General features: G+C 40.0%; 14 protein-coding genes. 13 read left to right on the top strand and 1 reads right to left on the bottom strand.

Going from position 1 to position 16,944, the window contains the following annotated elements:
• Positions 1 to 31: 31 nt before the first annotated feature.
• The 8 genes from GHI45_RS01120 to GHI45_RS01155 all read left to right on the top strand — a co-directional run bounded on the left by GHI45_RS01120 (position 32) and on the right by GHI45_RS01155 (position 10,681).
• Complete coding sequence (locus tag GHI45_RS01120; protein WP_147779314.1) at positions 32 to 718, top strand: helix-turn-helix domain-containing protein; 687 nt, start codon at positions 32 to 34, stop codon at positions 716 to 718.
• 78 nt (positions 719 to 796) lie between these two features.
• Positions 797 to 3,283, top strand: a complete 2,487-nt coding sequence (gene leuS, locus GHI45_RS01125) for a leucine--tRNA ligase (protein ID WP_147779315.1) — start codon at positions 797 to 799, stop codon at positions 3,281 to 3,283.
• Positions 3,284 to 3,346: 63 nt separating this feature from the next.
• Positions 3,347 to 4,084: a MurR/RpiR family transcriptional regulator gene (locus tag GHI45_RS01130; RefSeq protein ID WP_147779316.1), complete on the top strand. Its 738-nt coding sequence runs from the start codon at positions 3,347 to 3,349 to the stop codon at positions 4,082 to 4,084.
• Between the two features lie 136 nt (positions 4,085 to 4,220).
• Positions 4,221 to 5,816: a glycosyltransferase family 39 protein gene (locus tag GHI45_RS01135; RefSeq protein WP_147779317.1), complete on the top strand. Its 1,596-nt coding sequence runs from the start codon at positions 4,221 to 4,223 to the stop codon at positions 5,814 to 5,816.
• A gap of 170 nt (positions 5,817 to 5,986) precedes the next feature.
• Positions 5,987 to 7,393 carry a PTS sugar transporter subunit IIC gene (locus GHI45_RS01140; RefSeq protein WP_147779318.1) on the top strand — a complete coding sequence of 469 codons (1,407 nt, stop codon included), beginning with the start codon at positions 5,987 to 5,989 and terminating at the stop codon, positions 7,391 to 7,393.
• Positions 7,394 to 7,524: 131 nt separating this feature from the next.
• Positions 7,525 to 8,889, top strand: coding sequence for a glycoside hydrolase family 1 protein (locus tag GHI45_RS01145; protein ID WP_147779460.1), 1,365 nt, complete (start codon positions 7,525 to 7,527; stop codon positions 8,887 to 8,889).
• 334 nt (positions 8,890 to 9,223) lie between these two features.
• Positions 9,224 to 9,811: a TetR/AcrR family transcriptional regulator gene (locus GHI45_RS01150; RefSeq protein WP_147779319.1), complete on the top strand. Its 588-nt coding sequence runs from the start codon at positions 9,224 to 9,226 to the stop codon at positions 9,809 to 9,811.
• Positions 9,812 to 9,883: 72 nt separating this feature from the next.
• Positions 9,884 to 10,681: an alpha/beta fold hydrolase gene (locus GHI45_RS01155; RefSeq protein ID WP_147779320.1), complete on the top strand. Its 798-nt coding sequence runs from the start codon at positions 9,884 to 9,886 to the stop codon at positions 10,679 to 10,681.
• Between the two features lie 26 nt (positions 10,682 to 10,707).
• On the opposite strand, the gene GHI45_RS01160 is transcribed toward GHI45_RS01155, so the two are convergent.
• Complete coding sequence (locus GHI45_RS01160; protein WP_147779321.1) at positions 10,708 to 11,079, bottom strand: iron-sulfur cluster biosynthesis family protein; 372 nt, start codon at positions 11,077 to 11,079, stop codon at positions 10,708 to 10,710.
• Between the two features lie 153 nt (positions 11,080 to 11,232).
• Between GHI45_RS01160 and GHI45_RS01165 the strand changes: the two genes are divergently transcribed.
• The 5 genes from GHI45_RS01165 to GHI45_RS01185 all read left to right on the top strand — a co-directional run bounded on the left by GHI45_RS01165 (position 11,233) and on the right by GHI45_RS01185 (position 16,944).
• Positions 11,233 to 11,592, top strand: coding sequence for a hypothetical protein (locus GHI45_RS01165; protein WP_147779322.1), 360 nt, complete (start codon positions 11,233 to 11,235; stop codon positions 11,590 to 11,592).
• 271 nt (positions 11,593 to 11,863) lie between these two features.
• Complete coding sequence (locus tag GHI45_RS01170) at positions 11,864 to 13,867, top strand: NAD(P)/FAD-dependent oxidoreductase (protein ID WP_147779323.1); 2,004 nt, start codon at positions 11,864 to 11,866, stop codon at positions 13,865 to 13,867.
• Between the two features lie 120 nt (positions 13,868 to 13,987).
• Positions 13,988 to 14,659, top strand: coding sequence for an L-serine ammonia-lyase, iron-sulfur-dependent subunit beta (gene sdaAB / locus GHI45_RS01175; RefSeq protein WP_147779324.1), 672 nt, complete (start codon positions 13,988 to 13,990; stop codon positions 14,657 to 14,659).
• Between the two features lie 24 nt (positions 14,660 to 14,683).
• Positions 14,684 to 15,559, top strand: coding sequence for an L-serine ammonia-lyase, iron-sulfur-dependent, subunit alpha (gene sdaAA, locus GHI45_RS01180; RefSeq protein ID WP_147779325.1), 876 nt, complete (start codon positions 14,684 to 14,686; stop codon positions 15,557 to 15,559).
• A gap of 143 nt (positions 15,560 to 15,702) precedes the next feature.
• Positions 15,703 to 16,944, top strand: a complete 1,242-nt coding sequence (locus GHI45_RS01185; protein WP_147779326.1) for an ammonium transporter — start codon at positions 15,703 to 15,705, stop codon at positions 16,942 to 16,944.

Genomic DNA, 16,944 nt, shown 5'->3' on the forward strand with positions numbered 1-16,944 from the left:
CGATAAGGAGCAGACCTTGCTAGGTTGAAAAATGGAAAAAGAAAACATTCAAAAAATTCGCAGTCTTTATCAAGATGTCGATATTTCAAGCCTTTCGTCACGTGAAAAAGCACTTTTACTTCTCTTAAATGAGGAGGAAAATGAAAAGCTTGATTTTTCCAGTTTATCAAACGGAAAATATCGAATTTTGCAGTTTAAAACACCAAATTTTGATGATTTGGCATCCACTTTGAAACTTTTACTTCCCGATATTGCCCTTGTCATCACTGACAAAAAGTTGGTCGTCGAGAAGTTTTCAGCTGACAATCTGACAAAATCAGAACTTTTTGATGTGCTTCAAACCCTTTCGCAAGATACGGGAGAGCAAATTTCAGCATTTATTGGGCTTTTTACAGAGCTTTCAGAGCTGAATGCCTGCTTTGAGGAAGAAAGATTGGCTTTTTCACAAGATAAGACCTTCAGCGAGATGATTTTTTCACATCTTCTTAAAACAGAGAAAAGTCTGGCATTGACCAGAATAAGAGAAGAGCTGCTTGTCAGCCCTGACGACCAAAAATTGGTTCGCAGTCTCTATCAAACTGCTGGAAATCAAGCAAAAGCCGCGAAGATTTTATTTGTTCATCGCAACACACTACTCAATAAAATAAAAAAATATGAACAAAAATACGGTTTACAACTCGTGGGCAGTGATTTAGTTCTTGCTTATCATTTGATATAAATCAACAAAATTTTACACTAAGCCGCATATTTTTTGTTATAATACTAATATTCAGAATCATTTAAAAATGGAGAACTTATGGAATATAACCATCAAGAAATTGAAGCCAAATGGCAAAAATACTGGGCGGACAACCAAACTTTCCGTACTGGTACTGACAAAAACAAACCTAAATTTTATGCTTTAGACATGTTTCCTTATCCTTCAGGAGCTGGCTTACACGTCGGTCACCCAGAAGGTTATACAGCAACAGATATTCTGAGCCGTTACAAACGTGCGACAGGACACAATGTCCTTCATCCAATGGGGTGGGACGCTTTTGGCTTGCCTGCTGAAAACTATGCCATGTCCACAGGACATGACCCTGCCGAATTCACTGCAGAAAACATTGCCAATTTTAAACGTCAAATCAACAGCCTTGGTTTTTCTTATGACTGGGATCGTGAAGTAAACACAACAGACCCTTCATTTTACAAATGGACGCAATGGATTTTCACTAAATTGTACGAAAAAGGCTTAGCTTATGAAGCCTTTGTCCCAGTCAACTGGGTTGAAGAACTCGGAACAGCGATTGCCAATGAAGAAGTACTGGCTGACGGAACTTCTGAACGTGGAGGATATCCTGTTGTCAGAAAACCAATGCGCCAATGGATTTTGAAAATCACAGCTTACGCTGACCGTTTGCTTGACGACTTGGATGACTTGGATTGGCCAGAATCAATCAAAGAAATGCAACGTAACTGGATTGGTAAATCAACTGGGGCTGACGTAACGTTTAAAGTGGCAGATTCAGACCAAGAATTTACTGTGTTCACGACGCGTCCAGATACACTTTTTGGTGCAACATATGCAGTTTTGGCACCTGAACATGATTTGGTTGAAGCAATCACAACAGCAGAACAAGCACAAGCCGTTGCCGAATACAAACGCCAAGCCAGCCTTAAATCTGATTTGGCACGTACTGACCTTGCAAAAGAAAAGACAGGGGTCTGGACAGGTTCTTATGCCATCAACCCTGTAAATGGTAAACAAATCCCAATTTGGATTGCGGACTATGTTCTTGCAAGCTATGGACATGGTGCCATCATGGCTGTACCTGCGCACGATGAACGTGACTGGGAATTCGCCAAGGTCTTTGGACTTGAAATTATTCCAGTTTTGGAAGGTGGAAATGTTCAAGTAGCGGCCTATACTGAGGACGGACTTCATATTAACTCTGAGTTCCTTGATGGACTTGATAAAGCAGAAGCGATTGCTAAAATTGTCGAATGGCTTGAAGCAAAAGAAGTCGGAACTAAGAAAATTACCTATCGTTTACGTGACTGGCTCTTTTCTCGCCAACGTTATTGGGGGGAACCAATTCCAATCATTCATTGGGAAGATGGCACATCAACGGCCGTTCCTGAAAAAGATTTGCCACTTGTTTTGCCTGTCACTTCTGACATCAAACCTTCTGGTACAGGAGAATCACCACTTGCAAACTTGACAGATTGGCTTGAAGTTACACGCGAAGATGGTGTCAAAGGACGTCGTGAAACCAATACCATGCCTCAATGGGCTGGCTCATCTTGGTATTACTTACGTTATATCGATCCACACAATGACGAAGCATTGGCAGATCCAGAACTTTTGAAACAATGGTTGCCAGCGGATATTTATGTTGGTGGTGCGGAACACGCGGTTCTTCACTTGCTTTATGCGCGCTTCTGGCACAAATTCTTGTATGATTTAGGCGTTATTCCTACTAAAGAACCATTCCAAAAATTATTCAATCAAGGCATGATTTTGGGAACGTCATATCGTGATCACCGTGGTGCACTTGTTGCAACTGATAAAGTCGAAAAACGTGACGGTTCATTCTTTAATATTGAAACAGGTGAAGAATTAGAACAAGCACCTGCTAAAATGTCTAAATCACTTAAAAATGTTGTCAACCCTGACGACGTGGTCGCACGTTACGGTGCAGATACTTTGCGTATTTACGAAATGTTCATGGGCCCACTTGATGCAAGTATTGCTTGGTCAGAAGAAGGACTTGAAGGCGCACGTAAATTCCTCGATCGTGTCGTACGTTTGATTGACAATGATAAAGTAGTTGCCGAAAATGACGGAAGTCTTGATAAAGTTTATAACGAAACGGTTAAAAATGTAACGGAACGTTTAGACCATATGCTCTTTAACACAGCGATTTCTCAATTGATGATTTTTGTCAACAGTGCCAATAAAGCAGAAAAGCTTCCTCTTGAATACGCTAAAGGTTTTGTTCAACTCTTGGCACCATTCGCACCACATATCGCTGAAGAATTGTGGGTGAAACTGGGTAATGAAGCAGGAATTTCATATGTCGCATGGCCAACCGCTGACGAATCAAAATTAGTTGAAGATGAAGTCGAAGTTGTTGTTCAAATCAACGGAAAATTGAAAGCAAAAATTAAAATCCCTAAAGATTTATCACGCGAAGCACTTGCCCAAGCAGGCCAAGAAGCTGTCGCTGCACAGTTGACAGGCAACATTGTAAAAGTGATTGCAGTCCCAAATAAACTGGTTAATATTGTAATGAAATAAGAAAAAAGTTTCTGTCAGCACTGACAGGAACTTTTTTGGTACAATAACAGTGAGGAAATTAAAATGAATTTTATTCCAGAAAAGGTAAGAACGTTAAACGAGCTTGAGGCGTCCGTATTCAACTATATTTTAGCCAATATGGAAGCGGCACAAGCGATGACGGTGCGCGAATGTGCAGAAAAAGTTCATGTCTCTACGGCAACGGTCATGAGAATGGCCAATAAATTGGGCTTTCATGGCTGGGCTGATTTACGTTTTTATTTAAAAAACAGCAAAGAAGTGCTTGAAGTCCCTGTCAATTATTATGAAAATTTAGTTCAATTGGATTTGTTTTTGAGAAGCATTAGTGAAAAAACGTATGCTAAACTGATGGATGATGCTGTTGAACTCATTCGTCAGGCGCGTTATGTCGTTTTTATTGGTCTTGGGACTTCGGGAGCATTGGCTCAATATGGCGCCCGTTATTTTTCCAATATCGGCCTTGAGAGTTATGCCATTTCTGACCCTTATCAAGCAGTTAAAGGTCAAGGAGCGGCAGATGTTTTGACTATTGTTTTGTCTGCTTCTGGTGAGACGGACAAGATGATTGACATTATGCTCAAGCTGAGAAAAGAAGCAGACTCAAAGCTGATTTCGATTACCAACACTGAAAATACAACCGTTTCTAAGTTGTCAAATATCAATTTGACTTATAATTTTCAAACAGAATTTTCAGAATACGACCCGCTTGAAAACTTGACGAGTCAACTTCCAGTCCTTGCTTTAATTGAAATTTTGGCACACCAAGCGACTGAGAAATAAGGCAGATAAAGACAGAAAATTGGAATCGCTAGAGATTGCACGTTTTTCGTCTGCTTTAAAAATGATTTAAAAAACTTGATTTACCTATGACACATCAAACGAGTATCGGCTTTTATGCTTGATACGTGGAGAAAAAATGGAAAACAAGACGCTGAGGAGGAAAGAGAAACAAGGAGACCGCATAAAAGCTCCCCTTGTTGCACTTTTTGGCTTTCTATCCTTTGTAAGTATGTTTTTGTACAGTGAAAATTCACCTTTTTATGCGACAAATCCTTGGTCTGGCCCCAATTATTTTATGACGGTTGGCAAAGGGATTGTGCATGGATTGGTGCCATACAAGGACCTTTTTGAACAAAAGGGTCCCGTTTTGTATTTTCTTCATGCTTTGGCTTATCTTGTGACGGGAAACAATTTTTATGGCGTTTATCTGCTTGAAAGTCTGTCATTACTGACAAGTCTTTGTCTTTTTTACAAGATTGCACGTTATTTCTTAACGGAACGGTTTGCTTTCTTTGCCAGCTTATTTTTACCAGCGCTTATCTTGGGCGCAAGCTCTTTGTGTGCCAATACGGCTTGGTTTGTCACAGGAGATTCGGCAGAAGAGTTTGCTTTTCCAGCAATTTTGTATTTGATTTACGTCGTCATTCGAAAGACCAAAGAAAATCGCTTTCGATTTTCGACTCTTGATTTGTTTACTTTTGGTTTGATTACAGGGCTCTTGTTTTGGACAAAATACACCATGATTGGCGCTTATGTGGGTTTTTATGTCTATTGGGCCGCTCGTCTCCTGCTCAAGAAAGACCTGCGTCACTTTGTTCGCGGGCTTGTAGTGATCGCGCTTGGCTTTTTTGTCGCCACGCTTCCTATTTTGCTTTATTTTTTGTTAAATAATGGTCTAAATGCTCTTTTTAATGTTTATTTTTGGGTTAATTTGACAACTTATGGTAGTTCGAAAACTTTCTTGGGACATCTTCATCAGATTGCTCAGCAACTGCTCAATGGCTTCCGTGCTTATCCTTTCCTTTTTCTGTTAGCTGCTGCTGAAGTTTATTATATTGTGAAAAATTTGAGGCGGAAAAGCAATCAGGTTCAGATTGGGCTGATTGCGACTGCATTTGCTTTTGCGACTATTTTTGCTTTAGCTGACGGGCAACCTTGGATTTACTATTTCTTGATTTTGGTTCCCTTTTTCAGTTTGGGTTGGATTGCTAGTTTTGAGTGGCTTGAGCCATTTTTTAAGGGCAAAAACAAGCTCAGTATGATGACGGCTTTGGCTTCAATTTTTCTGGCAATCTTGTTTCCTTTTTTAGTCAACAATAATCTGTTGGACTCGAAACTTTTTGTGCAAACCAATAAAACGCCTCAACTTACTTTTGCCAAGCTGATTGATCGTGTGCCACACGCGACGCTGTTGAGTTATGGTGTTCAAGATGTTGGCTTCTATATGGCAGCAGATGTATTGCCGACAAGCCCTTATTTTGCTCAAAATAACATTGCTTACAAAAATTATCCCGCTTTAAATGATGGACAATCGGCTGTCATTTCTGACAAGAAGGTTGATTTTGTTGTGACAGATGCCAAAGCACTCGTCAAATCAAATCAACTCATCAATCCCAAATCAAGAGTCCCAGAATATCTGGCGCTTAATTATCAACTGGTCGCCAGTCAGACAGATTCGCGTAACCAAGAGACATATTTTTTATACGAAAATAAGAAATTAACGGAAAAATAAAGCAACAGCATGTCAAAATGTAACCAAACATGTAACCTGTTACAAAACTAATGAAACCCCTTGCAAAAAATTGCGAGGGGTATTATGATAGTCTTGTAAGTCATTATTACGACATATTCAATCAACAGCTAAGTGCAGTTGTTAAAAAAAATTGTTTGGAGGATTTATTTATGAATGAGTTCATAAATGACAAAGTGTTGCCGCCGATTATGAAGTTCGTTAATACGCGTGCGGTCAATGCCTTAAAAAATGGGATGCTTTATGCCATGCCATTCATCATTGTCGGATCAATTTTCTTGATTCTTGCCAATTTGCCAATTCCGTCAGTTGCGACTTGGTTAACCAATAACGGTTGGGCTGCGATTTTTAGTCAAGCCTATGCCATGTCCTTTGGTATTCTTGCCATATGGGCAGCTGTAGGGATTGGTTATATTTATGTCAAAGATGCGGGTTATGGCGATGTTGCCTTGCAAGCTGGTTTGACATCATTGTCTGCCTTCTTCATCGTTCAATCTTTGTCTATCGCAAATCCAATTACAGCAGCTTTGGCTACTGGAAATGAAGCATCAGGTATTGGTACATTGACAGGAACTCAAGCGACAGCCGCTTTTGAAAAATTGCCGGATGCCATGCAAGTCTTCTTGAATAATCCTGTAACAGGTGTTATCAATTTATCTTGGCAGGGCGGACAAGGAATGATTGCTGCCATTGTAATTGGGATTTTATCTGGCTGGGCATACACAGCCATGATGAATGCAGGTTGGAAAATTAAACTTCCTGAACAAGTGCCAGCAAATGTAGCCAATCAGTTTACAGCTATGATTCCAACAGGTGTTATTATCATTGTGGCAACAGTTGTCTATGCCATGTTTAAAAATATCGGAAACACGGACCTTGTAACCTTTATTTATCACTGGCTCAGTGTTCCGCTTCAAAGTCTTGGTGACTCATTTGGTGGAATTATCGTCATTGCCCTCTTGGTTCCATTCTTCTGGTTCTTTGGTGTCCATGGTGGAATCATCATGGGAGCAATCGCTTCAGCATTCTTAATCCCCAATACAGCAGCCAATGCAGCCCTCTACCAATCACATAAATTGTCTTTGGCAAATGGTGCTCACATTGTAACCAACGAGTTTTACAATAACTTTATTAACTTGTCTGGTTCTGGGATTACCTTTGGTTTGATTATCTTTACTTTGTTCTTTGCAAAATCTCAACAAATGAAATCAATCGGTAAAGTTGAAATGGTGCCAGGACTGTTTAATATCAATGAACCTTTCCTTTTCGGATTGCCAATGGTGATGAACCCAGTTCTTGCCATTCCATTCTTCTTGACTCCAGTTATTGTTTCTGCAACTGTTTATGGTGCGATTTACTTCGGAATTGTCCCACCAATGAACGGGGTTGCAGCACCTTGGACTACACCTCCAATTATTTCAGGTTTCTTAATAGGTGGTTGGCAATATGCAGTGCTTCAAATCGTTGCCCTTTTGGAATCTATCTTGCTCTACCTGCCTTTCGCCCGTAAGTACGATAAGATGTTATTGGCTCAAGAAGCTGAAGAAGAAAACAATTAAATTGAAAGGCCTGTCAGAGCTGACAGACCTTTTCGTGATAAGAATAAGTGAATAAAATAGACGTGCCTAACGCAAAATAATTTTATTAGTTAGTGAAGAATAGAAAATGAGGAAATCAAGTGACTAAAGAAATGCCAAAAAAATTTTTCTGGGGAAATTCAAGCTCATCAATGCAAACTGAAGGCGGTTGGAACGAAGGCGGAAAAGGTTTATCCGTTTATGATGTACGGCCTGCAACTGAAAATACAATGGATTGGCACGTTGCCATTGACAACTTCCATAATTATGAACAAGATTTGGATTTGATGAAAGCAATGAACATGAACATGTATCGTTTTCAAATTTCTTGGAGTCGGGTTTGTCCTGATGGAGATGGGGAATTCAATGAAGAAGGCATTGCTTTTTATAGCCGCTTGATTGATGATTTAATCGCCCGCGGCATTGAACCAATGATTTGTCTTTATCATTTTGATATGCCGCTTCATCTGGCAGAAAAATACAATGGTTTCATGTCTCGCCATGTGAAAGATGCCTTTGTGCGTTATGGTAAGGCCATGGTAGATCGCTTTTCTGACCGTGTCAAATATTGGATTGTTTTCAATGAACATAACCTGTATTTCACTGATGAAAGTTTCCATATTTCAGGCTATGAAAAGGGAAATCAAAGCCTGTCTGACCTGTACACCATTTTCCATCATACCATGTTGGCGCACTGTGAAATCTCGGATTATTTGCATGAAACATCAGATGCTAAAATTGGTGGTATGGTTGCCTACACAGAGATTTATCCTGCAACAAGTTCGCCGCTAGACAATTTAGCGGTCAGAAAACAAGAAGAGTTTTTGTATCAAAACCTTTGTGATGTTTATACTTATGGAAAATATTCGAATGAAGTGTTAACATTCGTTAAAAATCAAGGCATTGACATGGACTTTGTCAGCACTGACAGCGACATTTTAGCTAAAGGGAAAGCAGATTTCATTTCCTTCTCCTATTATCGTTCGGCTTTACTTGACAGTAGCAAAATCAAAGCAGGAGAAGCACCAAATCGTTATTTGAATGACGGCATGGTGATTGATAAAAACCTGCCTGCAAGTGAATGGGATTGGACGATTGATAGCACAGGCTTCAGAAATATCATGACGCGACTGTACAATCAGTACGGTTTACCGATTTTCCCTATTGAAAATGGAATCGGAATTCGTGAACAATGGGACGGAGTGCATGAAATCGAAGATGATTTACGTATTTCTTATCATAGAGACCATATTCAAGCCATGAAAGACGCCATGTTCATTGACGGTGTCGATGTGATTGGTTATTTGGGCTGGGGCTTGATTGATATTCCAAGCTCGCACGCAGATATGGAAAAACGGTATGGTGCCGTCTATGTCAATCGTGGCAATCACGACTTACGCGATATGAAACGGGTTCCGAAAAAATCATTCCATTGGTTCAAACGTGTCCTAGCAACAAATGGAAATGAACTGGATTAAACACAAAACAATAAGAAAGCGGATTGACAAGAGTCAATTCGTTTTTATACTAGTTGATTTTTAAACGTACTGAAAGTACGTTTATTAGATCAACTGCAAATATACTGCCTTGCGCTGGCCTTTTGCTCTTGTTGCTTTAGCAACTAAGCAAATGGACAAATCTTTTATGCGCAAGAAGTGGTTTGCGTGAAACGCAAACTTTAACTTTCAGTATAACTGAAAGTTAAACAGTATTAGGTTGAAAAAAAGCAGGCAATATAGTAAAATGGATTTCCAAAAATGAAGCAGCTTCGTTTCATTTGCGGGTATCATTCTGCTTTTTGGAGGTTATTTTATGGGGCGGGAAACACGTCAACAAATCATCAACGCCTATTTTAGACTAGCACTGAAATCACCAGAACAATCGGAGTTTAGTTTGACCGAGATTGCAAAAGAAGCTCAAATCAGCCGACAGGCCATTTATCAAAAACACTATCGAAATGTTCAAGAAATTAAAGAAGACTTGTCAAGTCAGCTCCTCAGGCACATGGAAAAAGTGTTTGGCGAGCAAAAACATCAAGCCCATCATAAGTTTCTTGAGAATTTTGCAGAACACGTGTTGCCTTTGCTTTATCAATATCGGCAAGATTTGAGAGCTTTTTACACAACGAGTTTGTCGGCGCATTGGCAAATCAAATCAGAGTCCTTTTTTCAAAAATGGCTCCGTCCCTATTTAAAAAATAAATATAAAAATAAACGGCTCAATATCAACAAAATGGCATTCGCGATGTCAAAAATGCTATCCGCTCTCATTGCGACATGGCTTACAGAAGACTTTCCATTGCCAGCTTCTTGTTTTAAACAGACCTTTTTGAACCTGCTCACGAATTTTTCAGAAACAGCAGTAAAAGAAAGCTTTTTCAGACATCCTAAAATTGCTTGACTATTCACAATTTAATTCTGTCAGTCCTGACAGAATTTTTGTTACAATAAAAAGAGAGATTTGGAGGAAAAAATGTCTTTTTTTATTACCAATGATGCCGTTGAAATCCATTATCATACTTATGGAAATCCAGAAAATCAAGCCATTATTTTAGTCAATGGGTACTCTACTAGCGAAGTAACCTGGTGTTGTCAAGTTGATGCATTTGCAGCAGCGGGCTTTTTTGTCGTTACTTATGATCACCGCTCGCATGGACTTTCTCAAAAAGTGAATTACGGTTTGAAATTAGCGCGGTTAGCAACGGACTTGAATCAACTGATCAAGCACTTGGAGGTTGAAAAGCCTATTTTACTGGGACATTCGATGGGTGCCGCTACCATCATGGCTTATGAAGAATTGTTCACAGACAAAGACTTAAGACTGGTCATCACAGAGGATCAGGGGCCAACTTTCATGCGTCATGATGATTGGTTGGACGGCAAAACTGGCCGTTCTTTATCAGACTTAGGCCAATTTGTCATTGATTTTCCACGCACCAAATTAACCCGCAAGAAATTAACAGATGACATCAAACGTCAACTAGGCAAGAAAATGTATCCTTTTGACTTTAAAGCATATAGAAGCCTTTTACTAAATGTTATCGAGCAGGACTGGCGTGCTACATTGACTCAAGAAACAAAGCCACATCTCTTTTTTGCTGGCGAATTATCACCTGTTTTTCCACACGAATATGCACCAGCAGCCCTAAAATTGCAAAACAATCCGCATTCAAAAGCCGTTTTGTTTGAAGGCTGTGGACACATTTTACACTTGGAAGACGCGGACAAGTTCAATCAAACCGTCCTTGCATTCATTGCTGAAAATAAATAAAAAAAGTTGTCAGTACTGACAACTTTTTATTTTATTGTAACTTGGATTTGTTCATTTCTAAAGTCAACAATTTCGATATTTGGTGCAATCAATTCACCAGCGCCCATGATTTCGATTAAGGGGCCATTTTTCCGAATTTGCATCTGAGGGTCAAGGTACATGGTGCCCCATTTTTTATAGTAAATCAGCCCGCAATTTGAAGGAATCGACCCGTCAAAAACGTCAGGAAGCTGGTTTTGCTTAATCAATACCAGACGGTAACGTGTAATGCCACAACAGTCCTGTCCAACAAGTTCACGACTCAAGGTGTGGTCAAAATCAAGGACTAAATCAGCTGGAATTGTTTTTGTCAGCTCTGACAAGCGTTGGCTGACGGTTTCATCAAATGTAATTTTCATTTTTCACCCCTTTCTTTGGGACAATTTTATCAAAAGAGAAGTTAATTTACCAATAAATGAAAACTTATATAATTAGAAAACTTTAATTTGTATTTCATTTTAAACTCATAAAAAGAATTGATAAAATAGAATTAACAGAAAGGAGGTGCTCAAATGAGAAGTAAACACATTGAAAGCCAAGAAATCGAGCATCCACACATTTCAGAAGTCAGCTCCCATAGCCCTAACATCGAAAGCGCCATCCTCAAATTAGTGATTGACTCTTATCTTCACGGCGCACAAACTTGCCAGCTACACGACGGAAAGATTTTGGGAGTCAGCATTCATCAGGGAGAAAGTGACAGCATTCACTTGTTTGTCGATGACCGACACAAGATGACGATTGAGGTCAGAAATGGCGTCAGTAGAGTGTCACTTTTGAAACAAGAAACGCAAGAAGACATTGACTACCTGCTTCCTTTTAGTAAATGTTTGGGTTTGCCCAATCAGGTTCTTCTCAATTCGTTGAAATGAAAACTAAGTGAAAAATGAGTGAAATATTCACAAACTTATAAAGCTCTTATTTTTAACTTAGAATTGCTTTTTATATCGGAAAAAGAAGTAGAAGAAAGTAAAGGATAGACTTGTTTGACATTGGGAAATCAAACAGGTTTATTTTTTTGTGAAAAGATTAAAAAAATTTTCACGTACTGTTTTGTTCGCAAAAACTTTACAAAATGCGTAAAAAGGACTATAATAAAGGTTGAATTATTATTATTTATAACTTATTAGGAGAAATATCTCGATGTCTAAGAAGAAAATCGTAGTACTTGGAGCAGGTTTCGCTGGAATTTCAGCCACTCGTAAACTGTCAAAAGCACTTAAAGATGAAGCTCAAATCACATTGATTGACCGTCACAGCTACCAAACAAGTATGACTCAACTTCATGAAGTTGCAGCAGGTCGTGTTCCATTTACAAATGCACAATATGACTTACAAAAATTGCTTGGAAGACGCAAAAACGTTAGCCTTATTACTGATTCAGTAGTAAAACTCGATAAAGAAGGCAAAAAAGTCATCACTGAAAATGGTGTTTATGACTATGACTACGTTATCGTTGCTATCGGTGGCGAACCAAACGACTTTGGTGTACCAGGTGTTAAAGAATTTGGTTTCACACTTTGGTCAATGGACGATGCTTTGAGAATCAAACGTCAATTGGAACGTATGGTTCAATTAGCTTCAGTTGAAAGAGACCTTGAAAAACGTAAAGCAATGTTGACATTCAATATTGCTGGTTCTGGTTTTACCGGAATTGAAATGGTCGGTGAATTGGTTGATTGGCGTAAAAAAGTTGCGCGTGATTGGAAGATTGACGAAAGTGAAATCACACTCAACGTTGTTGAAATGATGCCAACAATCTTGAACACATTGGATCGTAAACAAGCAGATAAAGCACATGCTTATCTTGAAAAGAAAAATGTTAACATCCTTACAAATCATGGGATTACAGGCGCAGCAGAAGATCACATCGTGGTTTCAGTTGGTGCCCGTGGTGAAGAACACGTTGAAAAACAAATTCCTTCATACACTTTGATTTGGACAACAGGGGTTCAAGGAAATACTGAAGCTCAAGCTTCTGAATTGACTGAAACTGAACGTGGCCACCGTTTGCTTGCCAATGACTACATGGAAGCTAAAGGCTTCGAAGGTCAAGGCATCTATGTTGCTGGTGACGTTTCTGGTGTTATGGACGAAAAATCAGGTCGTCCACAACCACAAATCGTTGAAGCAGCTGAACAAACTGGTAAAACTGCAGCTGGAAACATCATTGCCGAAATCAAAGGTGGAGAAAAAGCTAAATTCGTTGGTAAATACCAAGGAACAATGGTTTCAGTTGGTTCACAATGGGGCGTTGCCATGATTGGTAAAGTCCGTTTGACTGGCTTCTGGGCAATGTTGATGAAAAACTTCATCTACATTCTTTACACATTGCAAGTTAACTCAGCTTACTATTGCTTCACTTATCTTAAAAACGAAATCTTCCACACTGAAGATGAACGTAACCTTTTCCGTGGTCATTCATCACGTCGTGGAAACGTGCTTTGGCTCTTCCCACTTCGTATCTTCTTTGGACTTGCTTGGTTGCTTGATGTGCTTCCAAAACTCTTTGGTAATGCATCACAATCTTGGATGGGCTCTACCCTTAAAATTTCAACATTCTTGAAATCTAATGGTGGATGGCTCCAAACACCAGCTGAACGTGCAGCAACTCATGCAGCAGACGCAGCAGCAGGTGCAAGTACAGCTGTTTCAACAACAACATCTGATGTTACTGTTCAACAAGCCCTTGCAACACTTGCAAAACACGGTGTTACAATCACAGATATTAACCCTGCTAAAGGAATTACATATGAATATGGTACAGTTCCAGCAGCGATTACAAATGGTGTACCACACTGGATGCAATCAATGATGAAAGTCTTCATGCCTAATACAGATGCTGGTTACAATACAGCATTGGTAATGCAAAAAGTGATGACATTTGTCGAATTGGGACTTGCACTTTGCTTGATCTTCGGTGCCTTCACATTCATCGCTTCTGCAGGAACTGCAGTCTTGACTGTTATGTTTGCCACAACAGGAATGTTGACTTGGGTATCACTTTGGTACATCCCAGTTGCAATTGCCTTGATGGCTGGATCTGGTCGCGCACTTGGTCTTGACAAATGGCTTCAACCATGGCTCCAAAAGGTGCTTGGTAAAGCTTGGTATGGAAAATCAAAATCAGTTTACACTGGTCACTAATATGAAATAAGAAAACTCACGGTGTGAGTTTTTTCTTTTTCAATTTTTTAGAAGTCTCAGACGAATTGTGATATAATTACTTGTGAAAAAAAGAACTTATTGAAAATAAAGTGGGAAAAAATGGATAATCTAAGATATAAAAGTGTTTTTGATATTATTGGGCCAGTTATGGTGGGGCCATCGAGTTCACACACTGCTGGTGCAGCAAGAATTGGAAAAATTGTACGTTCTATTTTTGGAGAGTTACCAGATCAACTCGAAATTCATTTGTATGAATCATTTGCCAAAACTTACAGAGGACATGGGACTGATGTTGCTTTAGTAGCAGGTGTTCTCGGTATGGAGACTGATGATGAAAATTTACCAGATGCGCCACGAATTGCCTATGAAAAAGGGATGGAAGTGAGTTATGTTCCTCATCCTGAAGAACGTGCTGATCATCCCAATACTGCTCGCTTGATTTGTCGTAAAGGAAACCGCGAAATGACGGTGACTGGAATATCAATCGGAGGAGACATGATACAAGTCACCGAACTCAACGGTTTTGACATTTCGATTTCGGCGGGGATGCCGACATTTGTTATCATTCATGAGGACGTCCCAGGCATGATTGCTAAGGTCTCTCGCGTTTTATCTGACCATAACATCAATATTGCTCAAATGAATGTAACACGTGAAGCCAAAGGCGAGAAGGCCATTATGATACTTGAGGTCGATACGCCAAATGTTGATGACGCATTTGATGAAGTAAAAGCAATTCCTCACCTTCATGCGGTCAATTTCTTTAATTAAATCCAGCAGAAAAGAGAAATAAAAGTGGAAGTAAAAAAGTTTACAAATGTTGAGAGCTTGATTGAAGAAGCTAAAAAATACGACTCTGTTGCTGAAATGATGATTGCTATTGAAATCGAACAAACGGGGCGTGAACGTGCACAAATTATTGAGATGATGGAGCATAATTTGGCAACCATGCTGGCCTCTGTAGAGAAGGGACTTCTGGGCGAAAAATCGCGTACTGGATTGACGGGGGGAGATGCAAAATTGATGGACGCCTACATCAAATCAGGAAAAGCCTTATCAGGAGATGTCATTTTGGGTGCTGCTCGTGACGCGGTCGCTGTCAACGAAGTAAATGCACAGATGGGCTTGATTTGTGCGACACCTACCGCTGGTTCAGCGGGATGTTTACCTGGTGTTTTGACCGCTGCTACTCAAAAATTGGGATTGAGCCATCAACAGCAAGTAGATTTTCTATTTGTGGGTGGAGCTTTTGGGCTGGCCATTGCCAATAATGCAACGATTTCTGGGGCAGAGGGAGGCTGTCAAGCTGAGGTTGGTTCAGCTGCTGCCATGGCCTCAGCGGCTTTAGTTATGGCTGCTGGAGGCAGTACAGCACAAGCAGGATATGCCATTGCCTTAACCCTTCAAAATATGTTAGGGCTTATATGTGACCCTTTGGCAGGCTTGGTTGAAATTCCATGTGTGCATCGCAATGCAATGGGAGCATCGCAAGCGATGATTTCAGCTGATATGGCATTGGCTGGTGTAGCGCCTAAAATTCCAGTAGATGAAGTCATTTCCTGCATGTACAATGTAGGGCGAACATTACCTGCTGCCTTTCGTGAGACGGCAGACGGTGGATTAGCGCAGACAGCGACTGGCCGTAAAATCATGGCTGATGTCTTTGGATAATAAAAGCTGATGTTAAATCAGTTTTTATTTCTTTTAGTTTACATTTTCTGATTATTTACATTTCAATGTCAGAAAATATTACACAAAACAGTACAATTTGTTTTCTTTAGTGTTAAAATAGCTAACATGACTAAGGAGGACTTATGAATACAGGATCAATCGCTTTTATTCTTATCTGTGCGGCGCTCGTTTTATTGATGACGCCAGCACTTGCTTTTTTTTACGGAGGGTTAGAACGCCGAAAAAATGTCTTAAATACAATGATGATGTCGCTCATTCCAATGGCTTTAGCGTCATTGTTATGGATTATGTTTGGCTTTAGCCTTTCATTTTCAGGAAGTGGAGATTGGATTGGGAATTTCAACCATTTCTTCATGAATGGGGTGGACATGGGTAAAAATATACTTTTCCCAGCCAATCAAATCCCTGACGGACTATTTAGTGCATTTCAAATGATGTTTTCAATCATTACCGTTGCTTTGATTACGGGATCAGTTGCGGGGAGAATGAGATTTACGCCTCTCGTGATTTTTATGGTCTGTTGGCTAATTTTAGTTTATTATCCCTTAGCACACATGGTTTGGGGAGGTGGCTTCCTTGCCAAAATGCATGCCATAGATTTTGCAGGTGGAGATGTTGTCCATATTTCAAGCGGAGTAACCGGTTTGGTTTTAGCACTTGTGGTTGGGAAACGAAGTGGGTATCAACGTTTGGAGTACCGCCCACATAATATTCCATTTGTGGTTTTAGGAACAGGTTTGTTGTGGTTCGGCTGGTTTGGTTTCAATGCAGGCTCAGCACTTGCTGCGAATGGTGTTGCCATCAATGCCTTCTTGACAACCAACACCGCAGCAGCAGCGGCCATGTTATCATGGGTCTTGATTGAAAAGATTTTGATTGGCAAGCCTTCAATCGTTGGTGCATGTTCGGGGGCGGTCGTTGGTTTGGTTGCAATTACTCCAGGAGCTGGCTTTGTTTCCTTGTGGAGTGCCATGCTGATTGGCTTTTTGGTGAGTCCAGTCAGCTACTTCATGATGTCTGTTGTTAAAAAGAAATTTGGTTATGACGATGCTTTAGATGCGTTTGGCTGTCACGGGATTGGCGGGATTTTTGGTGGAATTATGACAGGAATTTTCACAACGCCAGCTCTTGCACTTGAAAAAGGTTACTCAGGTCTGATTTATGGCTCAAGTAAATTATTCTTTGCCAATCTGTTTGCCATTGTCTTTACTTTAGTTTTCACGGTGGTCTTGAGTTTTATCATCATCAAAGTGATTGCTTTATTCATGCCTTTACGTGTGAGCAAACGCGAAGAAGCGATTGGACTTGATGATAGTGAACATGAAGAAACAGCATATCCTACTTTCTTAGGTTTGGATGCTTGA

The sequence above is a fragment of the Lactococcus sp. dk101 genome (assembly GCF_009601055.1).
Taxonomy (GTDB): Bacteria; Bacillota; Bacilli; order Lactobacillales; family Streptococcaceae; genus Lactococcus.

Bases quoted from the DNA above. Each gene is read 5' to 3' on its own strand.
- leuS (WP_147779315.1), top strand. From the start codon at position 797: ATGGAATATAACCATCAAGAAATTGAAGCCAAATGGCAAAAATACTGG.
- GHI45_RS01150 (WP_147779319.1), top strand. From the start codon at position 9,224: ATGGGGCGGGAAACACGTCAACAAATCATCAACGCCTATTTTAGACTA.
- GHI45_RS01170 (WP_147779323.1), top strand. From the start codon at position 11,864: ATGTCTAAGAAGAAAATCGTAGTACTTGGAGCAGGTTTCGCTGGAATT.
- sdaAB (WP_147779324.1), top strand. From the start codon at position 13,988: ATGGATAATCTAAGATATAAAAGTGTTTTTGATATTATTGGGCCAGTT.
- GHI45_RS01145 (WP_147779460.1), top strand. From the start codon at position 7,525: ATGCCAAAAAAATTTTTCTGGGGAAATTCAAGCTCATCAATGCAAACT.
- GHI45_RS01185 (WP_147779326.1), top strand. From the start codon at position 15,703: ATGAATACAGGATCAATCGCTTTTATTCTTATCTGTGCGGCGCTCGTT.
- GHI45_RS01120 (WP_147779314.1), top strand. From the start codon at position 32: ATGGAAAAAGAAAACATTCAAAAAATTCGCAGTCTTTATCAAGATGTC.
- GHI45_RS01140 (WP_147779318.1), top strand. From the start codon at position 5,987: ATGAATGAGTTCATAAATGACAAAGTGTTGCCGCCGATTATGAAGTTC.
- GHI45_RS01155 (WP_147779320.1), top strand. From the start codon at position 9,884: ATGTCTTTTTTTATTACCAATGATGCCGTTGAAATCCATTATCATACT.
- GHI45_RS01130 (WP_147779316.1), top strand. From the start codon at position 3,347: ATGAATTTTATTCCAGAAAAGGTAAGAACGTTAAACGAGCTTGAGGCG.
- GHI45_RS01160 (WP_147779321.1), bottom strand. From the start codon at position 11,079: ATGAAAATTACATTTGATGAAACCGTCAGCCAACGCTTGTCAGAGCTG.
- GHI45_RS01165 (WP_147779322.1), top strand. From the start codon at position 11,233: ATGAGAAGTAAACACATTGAAAGCCAAGAAATCGAGCATCCACACATT.
- GHI45_RS01135 (WP_147779317.1), top strand. From the start codon at position 4,221: ATGGAAAACAAGACGCTGAGGAGGAAAGAGAAACAAGGAGACCGCATA.